Here is a 15,886-nt window from a genome sequence, read left to right as displayed (position 1 = left end):
CATTGGGCAGATATGAATGAGGTTGCCGCCTCCTTTGGAATGAAAATCCTATTTTTTATATATAGGGTTTTTGGCAGACTTCCTGTATTGGCGATTCTTTACCCCGTCATTCTCTGGTTCTTTATAGTCCGAAAGATCGCTAGAGAATCATCTCGAGATTATTTGTCGCGGCTATATGTATTTAGCAAAGGCAGGTCTCCAAAGCCAACTTCGCTGAATGTCTTCAGGCATATCTATGCTTTTGGGGAGTGCATTCTAGATAAGCTCATTATTTGGAGTGGTCGAATTGATGACCTTCAGTATTCATTGGATGGCCTAGAGGAATTTCATTCTCACGCTCAAGAGGATCTAGGTGCTGTAGTGATGGTTTCTCACTTAGGGAATTTAGATTTTTGCAGGGCCATTGCCAAGCTGTATCCTGACATTAATTTGACGGTTCTTGTTCATACGACCCATGCGGTTAAATTTAATCAACTTCTTAAGGCCATCAACCCTGAAAGCGCATTGAACATTATTCAAGTATCAAAATTTTCAATGCATGATGCGATGCTTTTGTCTGAAAAAGTTCAAAAAGGTGGTTTGATAGCCATAGCCGGAGATCGAGTTCCCTTGATGTGGGGGAATACTGTACCGGCAAAATTTTTGGGTTCCAATGCCGATTTCCCTGTGGGTGCCTACATGCTGGCTAAAACCTTGGGGTGCCCTTTATTCACATTAATGGCAATTAAAGTGGCTGGAAAGTATCAGCTTTCTTGTCGGCGGATTTCTAAATTCGGTGACGCAGGAAAATCTGAGTCCATTAAAGATGCTGCCCAAGTCTTCGCTAATTCACTAGAACAGGGTTGTTTGAAGTCTCCCTTTGAGTGGTTTAATTTTTACCCATTTTGGCAGCGGAAAAATCATGAATAAGATTGCTAAGAAGCTAATGGCAATCGTGTTGGTTCTATTTGCCGGCACTGTTTATGCCGATTCACTAGTAAACCAAATCGAAGGCTTGGTTGGAATATCTCCTACTGTACGTGGAAAATTTACCCAAACGAAAAGTCTTTCAGGGGTAAGTAAAAAACTAAATTCTGAGGGATTCTTTATTGTTGATAAGGCTAAAGGGGTTATGTGGATTACAGAGAGGCCTATTTATCAAACTCTTAAAGTATCTGCCTCTGGAATTCGCATAGCAAATAAGAGCGGTGTATTGATGAATTTAGATTCTAGTAGCGAGCCATCTGTTAAATACATTAACGAATTAGTCCTAGCCATTTTCTCTGGCGACATGGGTGTTTTAGAGAAGTTATTTAATTACTCTGGTGAAGTGACAAATAAGAGCTGGAACCTTGAATTAACGTCCAAAAATTCAGCCTCAATGCTTTTTAAGAAAATTACGATCGTTGGCAGCTCTGCAATCAGTAGCATTACCTTTGTGTCAAAAGAGGGCGACTTAACGGAGATTACTTTTTCTGACGTGCGCCTATCGCCAGTCCTAAGCAAAGATGAAGCCCTTCAATTCCAGTAAGCCCTTTGCGGCTATTTTTCTTGCTATTACTCTAGGGATTGCTGTTTGGGCAGCCTTCAATTTTCATGTTATTTCTAACCATCTGGATAACAACGTCTTTTCCCTACTTCCGAAATCAGAGCGAAATGTAGTGGCTGAGGAATTTATTGATCGTGTAGCTAAAAATGGCGAAAGATCACTAGTTCTACTGATTGGCTCTAGCAATCTTGAGACATCGCTAAGTGCGGAGAAGACATTCAAGTCATTAATCAGCGGTTTGGAGCTCGAAAATGCCCCCTCACAAGATGGCTATTCTAATTATGTGTCCAAACTTGCATCTCATAAGTCAGGATTGGTTACTCCGGACGATATCTCTCTATTGAATAGTCAGCCCGCAGTCTTTTGGGTAGACAAATCTAATGCGATGGCATATTCAATGGGCAGCTCAGCGATTCCGTGGAAAGATGATCCATTTGGGCTGCTGGGTGATTGGCTCTACAAACTCGGCAGCACTACCAAAGTACGGCCTTATGGGGAAAGCTTAATTACTGAGAAAGCGGGAACCACTTATGTTGTGTTGCCGATGGAGGTCAAAAGCTCGATAGACTCTTTATCGGCTCAAATTACCCTAGTTGATGCAATAAATGCGGCAATCGATGCGACCAAACTTAAGCATCAGGATGTTGATGTGCTTAAATCAGGGGTTATTTTCTTTGCCGCTGATACCTCTAAGACTATTCAAAATGATATAGCTTTGATCGGTTTAATTTCTGGGGTGTTCGCATTACTTCTAGTGATTTTTATTTTTAGAAGTCTCTATGCGGTCGGGGTTGTTCTGTTAACGGTATCAATTGGCTTTTTGTATGCTGTTTTGACATGCTTTTTTATTTTCCCTAAAGTCTATATCTTGACTCTAGCTTTTGGAACAAGTTTGATAGGTATGTCTGTTGACTATTGCCTTTATTGGCTAACAGCCTCAATTGACGATGACAAAACCCCGCGTGAGAGAAGGCGGTATTTATTGCCTGGAATGTCGTTGGCGCTAATTACAACCTCAATGGGTTATTTTTTAATGGCCATCACACCCTTTCCAGTGTTATCTCAAATGGCAGTTTTTTCTATTTCAGGTATATCGGCTGCATGGCTAACGGTTTTTCTTTTATTCCCGCATATAAATAAATTGCGGTTTAGTGTGAATAGCTCCATGTTTTTAGTTGGCGGTATTCAGGCTAAAAATTTACGAATTACTAATTTGGTTCGCGGGATTCTAGTAGCTGGAATGATCTTGGTATCTCTCTATGGCCTTATTACCTTTAGAACAAATGACAATCTTAGATCTCTAGCAAGCTTTGATAAAGATCTAGTTGCCCAGCAGCTAAAAATATCTGATATCTTAGATATACCAAGCCCATCCCAATTCTTTATAGTTAGCGGTGCTACTGAGGAAGAGGTGCTCTCTAGGACCGAGCGGTTAACTAATAAGTTAGATCAATTGATCTCTGACCGAGTAATTTCGGGGTATCAGTCGTTGACTAGATTTGTTCCTTCAATTGCCCTCCAATCCATGGCAAGTAAAGCTTACTCATCTCCAAATAAGGATAGCGCTTTAAAGCTAATCGCCAATGAATTTGGCATGGATTCGGAATGGATTAAAAATCAAGGTCAGCCTAATTCACCAATGACAATTGCTGATTTGAAGGGCACACCAATTTATGAGAAATTATCATACCTTTGGTTTTCATCAGATTCGCTATCAATTAAATCAACAGCCGTTCTATTGACTGGAGTGAATGGGTCAAAATCGGTAGACAAGCTTTCTGAGCTCACTGATCCTGATATTTATTGGGTTGATAAGCCTCAAGAAATCTCAGATGTATTTGCGAGGTATAGATTTTTATTCTCTTGCATTATTGCAGTAGGATATTTATTAACTTTTTTTGCGATTTATACAAAGTATAAAAACAATTCATGGCGAGCTGTTTTGCCACCCATTCTCGCAACGTGCATGACCTTGGCAATTCTCACAATTGCCGGGGAGTCTATAACGCTGATGACTGTGATTGCATTTGCCTTACTACTTGGAGTAGGCACTGATTATGGAATTTTTTTGCTCCAGTACCCCAGCGATAAGAAGGTATTGCTATCAATATCAATGGCTGCCTCGATGACATTAATTTCTTTTGGCAGCCTTTCTTTGAGCTCGGTGCCTGCCTTACATAGTTTTGGCATTGCATTGCTCTTAGGTGTACTGCTCTCTTGGGTGCTAACACTGTTTTTTGCAAAAAAGGTAGATCCAAGTGAGTAGGAGCTTAATTATTCGCTGTTTGGCGGTCTTCATCTTGACCTTTGCATTGAGCTCATGCGCGACTGTGTTTTTAAATAACTCCGATGGTGGCAGCCTCAATGCTTTGGGTGAGCCACGTGTTCTTGAGATGCAAATGCACTTAACTAGAGATACAGATTCTTATGCAATGGACTTAGTGGTTGATGTACGTAAGAATGGGTTGACTGTCATTGGCTCATCTTTTGGTGTTCGTATATTTACACTTTCATATGATGGAGATGTAATCTCGGAAGGAGTTGGGGCTGGGCTGCCTTTCTTCGTTCCAAATCAGCTCATTGTGGATGATGTCATTCTGGCGCTATCTTCAGAGCATTCGCTGCAACAATCTTTGCCAAAGAATTGCTTGCTGGTAAAAGATGCCGGAGTTGAGAAGATATACTGCAATCAAAGACTTTTGGTTAGCATGGGCCATCAAATGACCATTGATAAGAATAGGCTGGTTTCAATAGAAAGATTTGAGCCAAAATATAAAGTTAGTTTTGTTATAAGTGAAGTTAAGTGACTATTTATATCAATAATTACGCAATTATTAGTCCGCTCGGTTCAGGGACTATCGAAACACGAAGAAATTTATTTTCAGGCATTAGCCCTGGGATGGTTGTTTCAGAAAAATATAGCCCAGGAAGACCACTTTGTTTAGGTATTGTAAATAATTCTCTGCCAGATTTAAGTCAGTCACCCTTGGAGCATCGATCAAGAAATAACCAGTTACTCTTAGCGGCATTTAACCAGATTGAGGATAACTTCTATTTACTCTCAAGAGGAATCAATAAAAGTCGTATCGCAATTATTATTGGATCAAGCACTTCTGGTATTTCGGATGAGGAAGATGTGTTTCCTTATCTAATGGAAAACAATAGATTCCCGCAGACTTTCGATTTGGCGCAGCGTTTATTTTGTTCGCCAGCAAATTTCCTTGCAGATAGATTGGGCGTTACCGGAATTGTGCATGGGATCTCTACGGCATGTACATCAAGTTCTAAGGCAATTATCAGTGGCGCCAGACTTTTAAAGTCTGGGTTGGTTGATTTGGTTATAGCTGGTGGAGTAGATACTCTGTGTAAATTTACAGTCGCAGGATTTACTGCAATCGAGTCAGTCTCTGCGGATCGCTGTAATCCGCTATCTCTTAATAGATCAGGCATCAATATTGGAGAAGGAAGCGCGCTATTTTTGATGACGCGTCACCCTGGGGATGTATCCCTATCTGGGTGGGGTGAGAGTTCGGATGGTTATCACATATCCGCACCGGATCCGAGTGGCGTTGGTGGCGCACTGGCAGTAAATGGGGCCCTAAAGATGGCCGCAAAGATAAACAATCAAATTGAATATATCAATCTTCATGGTACTGCTACGCGACACAACGATTTGATGGAGTCTCGCCTAGTCGGCAATCTAGGTTTTGAATGTCCTGTAAGTTCTACAAAGCCTCTTACAGGACATACTCTGGGGGCTGCGGGGGCGATAGAGGCGGCGATATCTTGTCTTGTACTCACTGGCGACGGACGATTACCCCCTCACCTCTGGGATGGAGTTCTTGATCCTGAATTGCCTAAATTAAACATAGCCACAGAACGTGAAAATGCGCCTAAGGTGGTAATGACAAATAACTTTGCCTTTGGCGGGAACAATACTTCATTAATTTTGGAGGCATGTTGAGCTCTGAATTTCTTGGCTTGATTCCTCATTTGCCGCCGATGCTTTTGGTGGATAAGCTAATTTCAAAAAATGGTTCATCCGCGGTTATTGAGGCGACTATTAAAGATGACTATCCATTTACAAGTGAGGGCGTGGGCGTCTGGATTGGGCTTGAGTTAATTGCCCAGTCGGCAGCAGTACTATCAAAGCTAAGGCATTCTAAAGAATCGACAAGGCCTTCTCTGGGGTTCTTATTGGGCAGTCGTAGTTTTATTGCTCATAAGCCAGCATTTACTCCAGGACAAAGCATCATGATAGAAATTAATCTGGATCCAGAATCCATTGGGCTTCCAACCATTAACGCATCAGGGGTCATTAAGGATGCTTTAGGTGACCCAATCTGTGAGGGCACACTCACTCTTTTTGAGCCCAATGACGATGCTTTATATTTAACCAAATGAAACTAAATAAAACTGTTCTTATTACCGGTGCGAGTAAAGGCATAGGCAAAGCCGTTGCATTAAATTTGGCGTCAGAAGGTTATGATCTAGCGCTTCACTGTCGATCAAGTATTAATGAATTGGAGTCATTGGCCCACTTAATTAAAAAAGAATTTAATGTTGATACGTCACTATTGCAATTTGATGTTGCAGATAGGCTTGAATCAAAAAATGCATTAGAGATTTATTTGACCAAGGCTGGGGCTCCTTACGGAGTTGTGTGTAATGCAGGCATTACTGCTGATAACGCGTTTCCAGCCATGCTTGGGGAAGAATGGGATAGCGTTCTTGATACCAATTTAGACGCTTTCTATAATGTTCTTCATCCTTTAGTTATGCCTATGGTTTCATCAAGGAAGCCGGGAAGAATCATTACCATGTCATCGGTTTCAGGCTTGATGGGTAATAGAGGGCAAGTTAACTACAGCGCCTCTAAGGCTGGAATTATTGGCGCCACCAAGGCATTGGCAGTGGAATTGGCCAAGAGGAATATTACGGTTAACTGTGTAGCACCAGGGTTAATTGAGACTGATATGGTTTCTAGTGAGGTGGCTGATTCAGCCTTGAAGGCGGTGCCAGCGCAAAGAATGGGTAAGCCAGAGGAGGTTGCAGCAACCGTTAGTTTTTTAATGAGCGCAGGCGCTGCTTACATTACCCGACAGGTTATCTCTGTTAATGGTGGTATGGCCTAATGCAATCAAATAAATAGGGGAAGGGGAAGACCCCTAACTCCTATTTAAAGATGGAAAAACTAGTTATTGACCTGAAGCTTTCTTTTCATCTTTTTTGATTTCTCTCATAACCTTTTGACCGAATTCAGAGCTAACTGGACCTTTGCATCTAAAGTCTAGATCAATAATGCCCATTGTGGCAGTAGCTGGGTCAGGCCTCAAGTCCTCTTTGATAACTTCAATTCCATTGGCGCTCTTCTCGGCGCAGAATTTTTCAGCATGCTGATAAGCGCGCAGCTTAACTTTTGCCATGTCGCCGCGAGATACATTGATTGTATAAATCCCATCGCCTTTAGGGAGAACGCCTGTAGTAGTGGCGCATGCAACGACAAATAATCCAGCCGAAAGAATGAGAGCTTTTTTGGTTTTAGATAATTTCATTTTTACCTCCAATATTCATGGTTATACAAAGCCTACATATGATTATTGTATGTTAAATTTCACCTAATTCTTATAAACAACCTAGGTAGCTATACGAGCTATGATTTTATTAACAGGAGCAACTGGCTACATTGGATCGCACATCTGGATTGAGCTTTTAAGGGGCTCTAAACCAGTTATTGGGCTTGATAATCTATCTAATTCGAGTATTGATTGTTTGAATGCCATTGCCAAAATCTCAGGAGTAAGCCCAAATTTTATTCAGGGCGATATTCGAGATATGGATATTTTGGAGCATATCTTTTCCAAGTACCAAGTTGAAGAGGTAATACATCTTGCAGCTCTGAAAGATATTCAGGAGTCTATGTCCCGACAAACTGAGTATTTCGATGTAAATGTTCATGGCTTAAATCAACTGCTTAAAGTCATGAGAAATAATGGGTGCCATAAAATAATATTTAGCTCGTCTGCAGCTGTTTATGGCGATAAAGTTAAATCTCCAATACAAGAATCAGCAAATCTTGCCCCCACAAATTTTTATGGGGAAACAAAATTGCAAGATGAGCGGATGCTTGAGAGTGAATTTAATAAATCTCCGCCAATTAATTCTATTAGCCTGAGATACTTCAATGTAGCAGGCAGGCACATATCCGGCCTTCTAGGCGAATATGAGTTCTCTAAATCACATTCATTATTTTTTGAGATTGAAAAAGTTATGAAAGGGGAATCTAGCGAGCTATCAATATTAGGCGATGATTGGGGTACACCTGATGGAACATGTATCAGGGATTACTTGCATGTTGCTGACTTAGCAAGGGGCCATGTTCAAGCTCTTAATACTCTAAATGAGTCTGGGGGGTGCTTGGTGCTTAATCTTGGATTAGGTCTGGGAAAAAGTGTTTATGAAGTTATCTCGACTTATGAACAAATATCAGGAAAATCTATTCCTATAGTAATTGCACCCAAAAGAATGGGTGATGTCCCAGTATGTTTTGCTGATACCAATTTAGCAAGCGCGCTAATTGGTTGGAATCCCACTAATTTTCTTCCTGATATCTGTAGGGATAGTTATAGATGCTGTGCCTAATCTCAGATTAGGTTGCGCGCGTATATTATGATCTGAGAAAATCGCTAATCATTTTTCTCATGATTTATTTTGCATTCGAAAAATATAAAATTTTTGCAGCTGGTTGTAGTGCATCCAGTTTTGAAAGTAAGCCATCAACTGTTTCACTTAATTCAAGTATGCGGAGATTGGCATAATTTAGCCTATTCACGGCCGAATCCCTTTGCTTCTTTAGATCGGCATTAACTTCTTTTGCTTCTCGATTCTTACGCCGCTTTTTTAATAGCAATTGACGTTCCGAAACTAATTCATTATTTTTATTAACTTCAATCCATTCTTGAATTTCCATAATCAAGAGTGGATACCGTTTTTTGCGTAGGGCGCTTGCATCACTGCCCGCCTCTCTAGCAACATTATTTTGACTTACTCGAGCTCCTTTGGGCAGAACTTGTGGTGCGCCGATCTTAAGGCGCTCAAAAGCATCCCGTAGGTTATCTTCAGCATTTTTCTTTGTCTTACCGAATGTAGGCAAAATAATTCTCCAATCCTCTACGTTCTTGTTCAAGGTATTGATATCTGGGGGTATTAGGGGAGGTAGATTTGATTTGTTTAACTACCATGTCAAGGCGTACTCTATTTGCATCTGCACGATTCCGGTTAAACAAAGCATTTGCACAAGGCGCTCTGCCATCACCTCCAGTGCAGTCACTCAGTGCGGTGAATCCATCTCCATCGCAGCGACTATTTTTCATGCAGGCACCCACCGCTGTTAGACGAAAGTTAATTTCATGTGCACGGGCAGCCTTTTCATAATGAATTGCATCATTTTCCGAAATTAAGCGAACTGGGTGATCCATGCCAAAGTTAGAAAGGAGCGCCTTCTTTTGTTTTTCGCCGTGCGGGGATATAAATTGCTCGGAATGTAATTTAGCAATATCTTGCCCTATTGCCGCATACATTTCATTGACGATTAAATTTTTAGCCTCTTCATTTAAATTTAGGGATGTGTGCCCTCGACCATAGCAAATTGTCATGATTGGGCTTAAATGCTTTAGTAAGAGTTGGATAGTGGAGTCACTAATCATGCCAGAGGAGAACATATTGACTGCACCGGTACGGCGCAGTTGGTGCCAGGTAAACGGCCATGGCTTACCAATCTGATATGCTTCCCGATTAAGCGTTGGGGTAACCGCAAGAGCTATCTGAAAATCTTCTTCTGTGATTAATATTTGATCACTTTCAAATATCAAGGGATATCTGGATATGATACAAGCGTAGTTAGCTGGAGTTTGGCGAGCGGATAAGTCTACATTGCCCGCATTACTGCTCCATGGTTCAAGAGCATAGTTCATCAGATGTATATTTTCTTCACCAGCATTGCTAGGAATGAAAGGGCTGCGCATTTCGGCGACTGACTGCATGACATTGATTGCGGCCTCTACACTCGGGCTTGTTACCCATAGTGCGATGGGATCATGGCTTGTTTTAGTCGTGAGGCCTTCAATTAATGGTATGCGAGTAAATTTTTCATCTTCATGCCATCTTAGGCAATTAAAACGAAAACTCATTCCCTCATTAACACGAGCAAGGGTAAAATTTAGCGTATACGCTAGACCAACGTAAGAGGCCATACTTAGATAGGCTGAGAACATTCCTATGCCTCTGCCACCACCGTTAATACTTCCAACCCACTTTCTGAGAGTATCTCCGATGCCAAATCGATCTGCGGTTATTGAAAATTTTTCATGAGAAGGGTTGCTACCTGAAAAGGGCAGGAGGTGAGAAGCAGTCTTTCCTGAGTTGCGCGACTCTTTAATACCGCATTTCGAGTAAACCTCAACACAATAAGAAAAGCATTCTTCGATTTGATTTTGATGGGAACGATAGTCATCAATAAATTCTTTGAGTCGTTTAACTTGGTATTGCCAGATGCGTGGCGGGATATACGTGGTCTGACTGCCGCGATATTGGGGTTGGGATGCTTTTAAAAAACGTATCCCATTTGCATCCAATAAGGTAAATCCAATCTCTTCACTTGCATTAAGCAGTGTATTCATTTCGGCTACAAAGTTTTCATAGAGGCTTTCTGGAATCGCTGCCGCAATTTCTTCCAATATTTTTGGATATCGCGATAAATTACTTGCCAGAACTCCATGCCGGCTGCATATTACAAATAATGGCCTAATTAGTGCAAATTTAGTCGCCATTGTTTTTGCTACAAGAATTGGTCGACGCCCCCAAATCTTCCAAGTCATTATTAGCCTAAATAAATCTGCATTCCGCTGATCTATTTGAGGAGAAGTGATCATAGGTTTTTCACCGTCACCAAAATTCAACGAAACTTTTTTTCTGCACCATGGCCATAGGCGCCAAATTGAGTCACCCCAGCGAGTAACTGGATTGCCGTCACAATCTTCAATGCAAACCCAATCCCTTGGCGGAGGCCAGGTGGGGGGTCTATATGAAGAGGCGGATGGAAATATTGGGCTTGACGGCTTAACGCCTAAACTTAATTGATCTACGGATAAAGTGCTATTCATATTTAGTTGCCACACTTTCGATTAAATAGCTCCAATGCTGGTGAAAGTCTCCTTCGCGACAACGATCCAAAGCTTCGATTACCCATTTCTTCCGCTTTTCATTTGAAGATTGAAACCACTTCAATTTTGCCGATAATATTTCCAAAACCATTTCAACCTGACTGCCCATATCAATCTTATTTTTCTTTATAGGGGGAAATCCAGCGAGGATTAATACATTGAGGTGTCTCATGCTTGCAACCGACCAAATGTAATCTTGGCTATCAATGTCTCTGTGATGTTGGCAAAATAAGCAGCCGCCAGGGTTTATGCAATCCGGCTTTGGTGTTTCTGTCGATAATTTTGAAATAGGCAGGGGAATGCCATCGCAAAGACCAGGTGCAGGCGACATGCCAACCTGGGCTTGCTGAAGAGTTGGGTCGGCCATTCTCCAAAATTGAATTATCTCTACCTTAGAGACTTGGTGACTTGGCTTCTCGTAAATCTCTAGAAGCGTCCTTTTCGTGTGTTGCGCCTGCTCGGCAGTTAGATCGGGATCCCGGGAAATCCTAAGCATCCAATTGATCCTGCTTTTTCTCAATTCTCGCGGGCCATGATAGGGTGTATTAACAGCCTTGCAAATATCCCTTATACGGTCAAATGCAGGGGCTTTTGATAAAGGGCTTCCTAAACGTATAAAGGGAAACAAAAGATCATTAGTGTCTTTAAAAATCTCCTTTCTCCATGTGAGATATTTCTCAAAATGAGGTCGATATGCGGAAAATATTTCAAAAGATATATCCCCCTTTCTTCTGCGCTTATAGGCGCTAACTTTATAACCATCAATACTACTTGTGTAACAAGCACTTACCATCTTAAGTTGGTACGCCTGCGATAAATTCATGCCGGTCTGAGTAATGAAGATTAATAGCTCTGCCTCAATGCGGCGATTAATTAGTGGGTAGCGCGTACGTATTGAGTGATCTTTTTCCCAGGCCGACCTCTTTGCAGCGACAATTTTTCTATCCCAGTCGCTACCTTTGAAGTCGGGTAACTGCGATTTTACTTTGCATACATCGATAAGCCCTGACCATTCGCACCACTCTAAGCCGTTTCTCAATTTAATTTTTACTGGCAACTGTCCAAAAATGTCACTTATATTTAAGCCATTTGCTATATCCATTAATAAATCACAAAATTTTAAAAGACTTCCCAAATCTTGTTTGTCGGTGGCGTCAGTATTTTTGCGTTTAGAGGGCGGCAGAAGATTTGTCATAGAGATCAACTGCTGAGTTTTACCAAGTATTGCCGTTAGGACTCTAGATACCTTAACCGCCTTAGAGTAAGCCGTTTCTTCAGTTATTCTTTTGACTCGAGTTAGGAAAAAAAGATGATCAGCCCATTGCCGGTAGGTAGTTGCTACTGAAACAAATTTGAGTTCAATATCCTGTTTGTCTGCCCAAGCAAAAAATTCTCTAAAATGATTGAAGATTGCCTTAAGTGTTAGTTGAGCTTTGCCTCCAATTAATAGCGCATTCATTTCATCATGAATATGTTGAACTAATTCAATCCGTGCTTGGATGGGGCTTCCAAATCTCTCGGCAGCAATCTTATTAAAAACATTCTTTTGATTTTCTGCCGACGCTCCTTGATAAAGTAGAACCCTGAGATCCCACGGGATCTCACGTTCTCCATAGACAATCTTTGGAAACGTCAAATCCAAGGAATCAATATTAATCATTAGGATTCTCCGCTACCTTATTTCCTACGCCAAAAAAAGCGTCAGAAAAGGCATTTGATAACTCAATTTTTGCCTTTGTGTGCTCAAGAAAGGTTATGTAACCAAAAGTTGTAGATTCATGTTTGTGGTGCATGGCTCTTTTTACAAACTCAATTGCCGCCTTGGGTGATGTAACCTTTAAACAAAGTGAAGTTAGCCATGTTCCATAGGTAGCTCGGGTTTGGTGAAACTTGAATTTGGCGAGGAATTTAATGCCCGCTGCCAAACCTTTTCTTCGAAGACTAACCATCTCTCGGTCTATCGATTTTGGCGTATATGGATTACTGTAGCGCGTTAGAAATAAAAATGATTTATTTTCATTATTGGCATTTATTACTCGATCTAAATGCTGTCTAGAGGTTTTATATTCCATTAAGAGCTGCATAACTATGTCAGGAATCATTAACTCGCCGGAAACATCAAATTTCGTCGATATCCCTGTGCCAGGTCCGATAGGCAGACTCCAAACTCCTTTAACTATTGAGGAGCGCATTGCTCTATCTAGTGATTGACTGCGTAAGGTTGTGATGGTGCCTAATCGTGCACCCGTATAGAAACCAATTAGCAACATTAAATACAACTCTTCTGATCCAGTATCTTTTGTAAATCTCATTAATGCATGTTGATGTTCGGCTGAGATTGGTAGTAAACCGTCCTCCAAGCGAATTCCTTGGCGCGCACGATTTGGAATAGAAATATCTGTAGTAATTCTTTGTAGGGTGCGTTGAAACCCTGCGGAATCGTAGTAACTTATAAAAACACTTTTATCTACCCACATATTTTTAAGATCGATAAAATTGCGAGTATTTGCATATCGATAAAATTGGATTACAGCATTCATGCGTGAGCTGATGGTAGATGCACTGAGTACGCCTCTATCCCGCATGTCTATCAAAAAGCCTCGGAATCGAACTAATACACGCTCTGCCTTTAAGATTGGAAAATGCCTCCAATCTATCTGCTCTGCTTCGAGCCAATTTGCATACTTATGTAAATGCTCCATCTGAGTATTTACAGTTTTAAGTTTTACTCCGCTATTCCGTGCTTTTTCAAATGCCCAAAGATTAACTTCATCCCACTGATCACCGTTACGCCAAAAAATTAGAGGCAGATTTTCTATTGGACGAATTGTTTTGCTCGGAACCCATTCCACAACTCCGTTTTCAATCTGATCCATGATTGGGTTTGCGTGGATGTGTTCGAGTGTTGCCATTTACAGTCTTTTTTGTAAAAGAAAATTTCTATTAAACGTTATGCTACCATTTATCTGTATACCAATTAAGATATAAATTTAAAGGTATACAATCACAAAAAGTGATTACAAATTGATTGCAAAATTACATTCAAATGATGGGTGCAAATATGACAACTAAATTGATGGCTAATCCCCAAACCACCAAAGGCTGGGGGGATATTTTGGATGAGCTAAAGCGTAAGGAATCGATTGATAGCGATACAAGTTTGGCGCAAAGTTTAGGAGTCACGAGGGGCTATATATCCTTGATCCGGGTGGGAAAAAAGAAGCTTTCATCAAGGTTAGCTGAAGATGTATTTAGGCGTCTTGGGAGGGAGAATGAAAGTTATGCAATTGAGGCGTCAATAGTTGCAAATAAAATTCGCTCTCATTCGAATAACCTTTCGAAGCTTAGATTGCTTGTGATTGATAGGTCTGGCGGGATTTGTCAGCTTTGCGATAGTCAGGCACCATTTTTAGATAGGAATGGAAGGCCTTATTTGGAAATTCACCATGTAAAGCCACTGTCATTAGGGGGTAGGCATACCGTCGAAAATCTAGTTGCCTTATGCCCAAACTGCCATCAAAAGATGTGGGTTAACCCAATGCGGGCGGATGAAGAGAGGCTAAAGGCTATAAATGTTAGTTAGTGAATCTTTTGACCTATTAGATGGATAAATGGCATTAATTCGAATACGGCTATTTAAGAGGGCTGGGTGCAGACGATGCCTATCGCGGACTACTAGAAATCATTTATTAATTATGTCCATGGTCTAAACTGAGTACCTTCTATGTCAATACCCGCTTGCAAGTACTCAATTCTAGATATATCTCCAATTCCAGAGGGGTTTACTGCTGCAGATGCATTGCGCAACTCATTGGATGTAGCTCAGCATGCTGAAAAATGGGGCTATACCCGTTATTGGGTAGCAGAACATCACAATATGACGGGTAATGCGAGTTCGGCTACTGCTGTGCTCATTGGGTATATCGCTGGAGGCACTTCTCATATTAGAGTAGGTTCGGGTGGGGTGATGCTGCCCAACCATGCACCCTTAGTCATCGCCGAGCAATTTGGCACACTTGAGTCTTTGTATCCTGGGCGGATTGAGTTGGGCTTAGGAAGGGCGCCTGGCACTGATCAAATGACTGCTAGGGCATTACGCCGTGACTTACTGGGTAGTGATGATCGCTTTCCGCAAGATGTTCGCGAGTTGCAACATTACTTTGGCCCCCTGCAAGAAGGGCGGTCCGTTAAAGCGATTCCGGGGATGGATACTAATGTCCCTATCTGGATCTTAGGATCAAGCCTCTATGGTGCTCAGTTAGCAGCGCACTTTGGATTGCCTTATGCCTTCGCTTCCCACTTTGCACCAGAGCAGCTTTTGGAGGCTATGAAGATTTATCGTGAGCTCTACAAGCCCTCAGCCCAGCAAGCCAAGCCTTATTCTGCATTTGTGATGAATGTCGTTGCAGCTGATACCGATGATGAGGCGCAACATTTGTTTACTACACTGCAACAGAATGTCGTCAGAATGCGTCGCAATACTCGTGGCCAATTACCGCCCCCCATTGCCGATATCAATGATTTTTGCGAACCCCACGAAAGAGCAGCAGCAGACCACACTCTGCAGGTATCCGTTGTAGGTTCACTTGAGACAATTCAAAAAGGCATGCGTCACTGGTTAGATTTAACGGGTGCCGACGAGCTGATTTTTACTGGCCAAATACACGACCATCAGGCCCGCTTAAAGTCTTTTGAGATTGCCGCGCAGGCTGCGCAAAGCCTATAGCACTGCTAGCTTGTAATCCGCTGTAATGAGCACTTGATCATTTACAGCTTTTTTCTCAAAGCGCAAGACTTCATTGTCTTTGCTAACCAATGTGCAGGGCTTATTGGTATAGGCCAGATCCAGAAAGACTTGATCATCAGGATCTTGACACACCCAAGGTGCTTTAGTTAACGCCTCATCCGGAATAACTCTTGCTAAGTCATGCCACTGGAGCGTTATTTGCTTCTGTTGCTCCGGGCTTAATGCAAACAAGGGGCGTGCAATCACATCGGAAAATTCTTCTAATGTTTTTGGGCTAGCTAGTGCATCAATTTTTCCATCGATCAAAGCTTGCTTTAAATGAAGTGCTCTAAAGTCATTAAAGACAAAGAGATCTAGCAATACATTGGTATCGAAAACAACAATCTTCAT

16 protein-coding genes are annotated in these 15,886 nt (G+C 41.6%); 10 read left to right on the top strand and 6 right to left on the bottom strand.

Going from position 1 to position 15,886, the window contains the following annotated elements; all coding sequences use genetic code 11:
• The first annotated feature begins 12 nt into the window (after window positions 1-12).
• The 7 genes from ICN18_RS06060 to fabG all read left to right on the top strand — a co-directional run bounded on the left by ICN18_RS06060 (window position 13) and on the right by fabG (window position 6,663).
• Window positions 13-909 carry a lysophospholipid acyltransferase family protein gene (locus ICN18_RS06060; RefSeq protein ID WP_216189622.1) on the top strand — a complete coding sequence of 299 codons (897 nt, stop codon included), beginning with the start codon at window positions 13-15 and terminating at the stop codon, window positions 907-909.
• Window positions 902-1,510, top strand: a complete 609-nt coding sequence (locus ICN18_RS06055; protein WP_216189621.1) for an outer membrane lipoprotein carrier protein LolA — start codon at window positions 902-904, stop codon at window positions 1,508-1,510. The genes ICN18_RS06060 and ICN18_RS06055 overlap by 8 nt, the downstream gene beginning before the upstream one ends.
• A gap of 256 nt (window positions 1,511-1,766) precedes the next feature.
• On the top strand, window positions 1,767-3,794 hold the full coding sequence (locus ICN18_RS06050; protein ID WP_216189620.1) for an MMPL family transporter: 2,028 nt from the start codon (window positions 1,767-1,769) through the stop codon (window positions 3,792-3,794).
• A gap of 34 nt (window positions 3,795-3,828) precedes the next feature.
• Window positions 3,829-4,335 carry a DUF3261 domain-containing protein gene (locus ICN18_RS06045; protein WP_216189619.1) on the top strand — a complete coding sequence of 169 codons (507 nt, stop codon included), beginning with the start codon at window positions 3,829-3,831 and terminating at the stop codon, window positions 4,333-4,335.
• Window positions 4,332-5,492 (top strand): beta-ketoacyl-ACP synthase, encoded by a 1,161-nt coding sequence (locus ICN18_RS06040; protein ID WP_216189618.1) that lies wholly within the window; start codon window positions 4,332-4,334, stop codon window positions 5,490-5,492. The genes ICN18_RS06045 and ICN18_RS06040 overlap by 4 nt, the downstream gene beginning before the upstream one ends.
• Entirely contained in the window at window positions 5,486-5,932 is a 447-nt protein-coding gene (locus tag ICN18_RS06035; protein WP_216189617.1) for a hotdog family protein, read from the top strand. Before ICN18_RS06040 ends, ICN18_RS06035 begins: the two co-directional genes overlap by 7 nt.
• Window positions 5,929-6,663, top strand: a complete 735-nt coding sequence (fabG, locus tag ICN18_RS06030; RefSeq protein ID WP_216189616.1) for a 3-oxoacyl-ACP reductase FabG — start codon at window positions 5,929-5,931, stop codon at window positions 6,661-6,663. The genes ICN18_RS06035 and fabG overlap by 4 nt, the downstream gene beginning before the upstream one ends.
• A gap of 63 nt (window positions 6,664-6,726) precedes the next feature.
• On the opposite strand, the gene ICN18_RS06025 is transcribed toward fabG, so the two are convergent.
• Window positions 6,727-7,083, bottom strand: a complete 357-nt coding sequence (locus ICN18_RS06025) for a hypothetical protein (protein ID WP_216189615.1) — start codon at window positions 7,081-7,083, stop codon at window positions 6,727-6,729.
• A gap of 100 nt (window positions 7,084-7,183) precedes the next feature.
• On the opposite strand from ICN18_RS06025, the gene galE reads away from it, so the two are divergent.
• Entirely contained in the window at window positions 7,184-8,170 is a 987-nt protein-coding gene (gene galE, locus ICN18_RS06020) for a UDP-glucose 4-epimerase GalE (RefSeq protein ID WP_216189614.1), read from the top strand.
• Between the two features lie 64 nt (window positions 8,171-8,234).
• Here galE and ICN18_RS06015 read toward each other — a convergent pair whose 3' ends face one another.
• From ICN18_RS06015 to ICN18_RS06000, 4 genes are all read right to left on the bottom strand, one after another.
• Window positions 8,235-8,681: a hypothetical protein gene (locus ICN18_RS06015; protein ID WP_216189613.1), complete on the bottom strand. Its 447-nt coding sequence runs from the start codon at window positions 8,679-8,681 to the stop codon at window positions 8,235-8,237.
• Complete coding sequence (locus ICN18_RS06010; RefSeq protein WP_216189612.1) at window positions 8,665-10,485, bottom strand: site-specific integrase; 1,821 nt, start codon at window positions 10,483-10,485, stop codon at window positions 8,665-8,667. The genes ICN18_RS06015 and ICN18_RS06010 overlap by 17 nt, the downstream gene beginning before the upstream one ends.
• A gap of 196 nt (window positions 10,486-10,681) precedes the next feature.
• Window positions 10,682-12,409 carry a site-specific integrase gene (locus tag ICN18_RS06005; protein ID WP_216189611.1) on the bottom strand — a complete coding sequence of 576 codons (1,728 nt, stop codon included), beginning with the start codon at window positions 12,407-12,409 and terminating at the stop codon, window positions 10,682-10,684.
• Complete coding sequence (locus ICN18_RS06000; RefSeq protein ID WP_216189610.1) at window positions 12,402-13,661, bottom strand: tyrosine-type recombinase/integrase; 1,260 nt, start codon at window positions 13,659-13,661, stop codon at window positions 12,402-12,404. The genes ICN18_RS06005 and ICN18_RS06000 overlap by 8 nt, the downstream gene beginning before the upstream one ends.
• Window positions 13,662-13,777: 116 nt before the next feature.
• Between ICN18_RS06000 and ICN18_RS05995 the strand changes: the two genes are divergently transcribed.
• Together ICN18_RS05995 and ICN18_RS05990 are read left to right on the top strand one after the other, a co-directional pair.
• On the top strand, window positions 13,778-14,332 hold the full coding sequence (locus ICN18_RS05995) for an HNH endonuclease (RefSeq protein ID WP_255532115.1): 555 nt from the start codon (window positions 13,778-13,780) through the stop codon (window positions 14,330-14,332).
• A 141-nt stretch (window positions 14,333-14,473) separates the two neighbouring features.
• Window positions 14,474-15,475, top strand: coding sequence for an LLM class flavin-dependent oxidoreductase (locus ICN18_RS05990; RefSeq protein ID WP_216189609.1), 1,002 nt, complete (start codon window positions 14,474-14,476; stop codon window positions 15,473-15,475).
• On the opposite strand, the gene ICN18_RS05985 is transcribed toward ICN18_RS05990, so the two are convergent.
• A complete protein-coding gene (locus ICN18_RS05985) occupies window positions 15,470-15,886 on the bottom strand; it encodes a putative toxin-antitoxin system toxin component, PIN family (RefSeq protein ID WP_216189608.1) in 417 nt (138 codons plus the stop codon). The two genes, ICN18_RS05990 and ICN18_RS05985, sit on opposite strands and share 6 nt — an antisense overlap.

Source organism: Polynucleobacter parvulilacunae (assembly GCF_018881715.1).
GTDB lineage: Bacteria > Pseudomonadota > Gammaproteobacteria > Burkholderiales > Burkholderiaceae > Polynucleobacter > Polynucleobacter parvulilacunae.
Note: the sequence above shows the minus strand (reverse complement) of the source record. Positions and strands in the feature narration are given on the sequence as shown.

What these genes read in the sequence shown, in the direction of transcription:
- ICN18_RS06060 (WP_216189622.1), top strand. Translation starts at nt 13, where the DNA reads ATGAATGAGGTTGCCGCCTCCTTTGGAATGAAAATCCTATTTTTTATA.
- ICN18_RS06055 (WP_216189621.1), top strand. Translation starts at nt 902, where the DNA reads ATGAATAAGATTGCTAAGAAGCTAATGGCAATCGTGTTGGTTCTATTT.
- ICN18_RS06035 (WP_216189617.1), top strand. Translation starts at nt 5,486, where the DNA reads ATGTTGAGCTCTGAATTTCTTGGCTTGATTCCTCATTTGCCGCCGATG.
- fabG (WP_216189616.1), top strand. Translation starts at nt 5,929, where the DNA reads ATGAAACTAAATAAAACTGTTCTTATTACCGGTGCGAGTAAAGGCATA.
- ICN18_RS06025 (WP_216189615.1), bottom strand. Translation starts at nt 7,083, where the DNA reads ATGAAATTATCTAAAACCAAAAAAGCTCTCATTCTTTCGGCTGGATTA.
- galE (WP_216189614.1), top strand. Translation starts at nt 7,184, where the DNA reads ATGATTTTATTAACAGGAGCAACTGGCTACATTGGATCGCACATCTGG.
- ICN18_RS06005 (WP_216189611.1), bottom strand. Translation starts at nt 12,409, where the DNA reads ATGATTAATATTGATTCCTTGGATTTGACGTTTCCAAAGATTGTCTAT.
- ICN18_RS06000 (WP_216189610.1), bottom strand. Translation starts at nt 13,661, where the DNA reads ATGGCAACACTCGAACACATCCACGCAAACCCAATCATGGATCAGATT.
- ICN18_RS05990 (WP_216189609.1), top strand. Translation starts at nt 14,474, where the DNA reads ATGTCAATACCCGCTTGCAAGTACTCAATTCTAGATATATCTCCAATT.
- ICN18_RS05985 (WP_216189608.1), bottom strand. Translation starts at nt 15,886, where the DNA reads ATGAAGATTGTTGTTTTCGATACCAATGTATTGCTAGATCTCTTTGTC.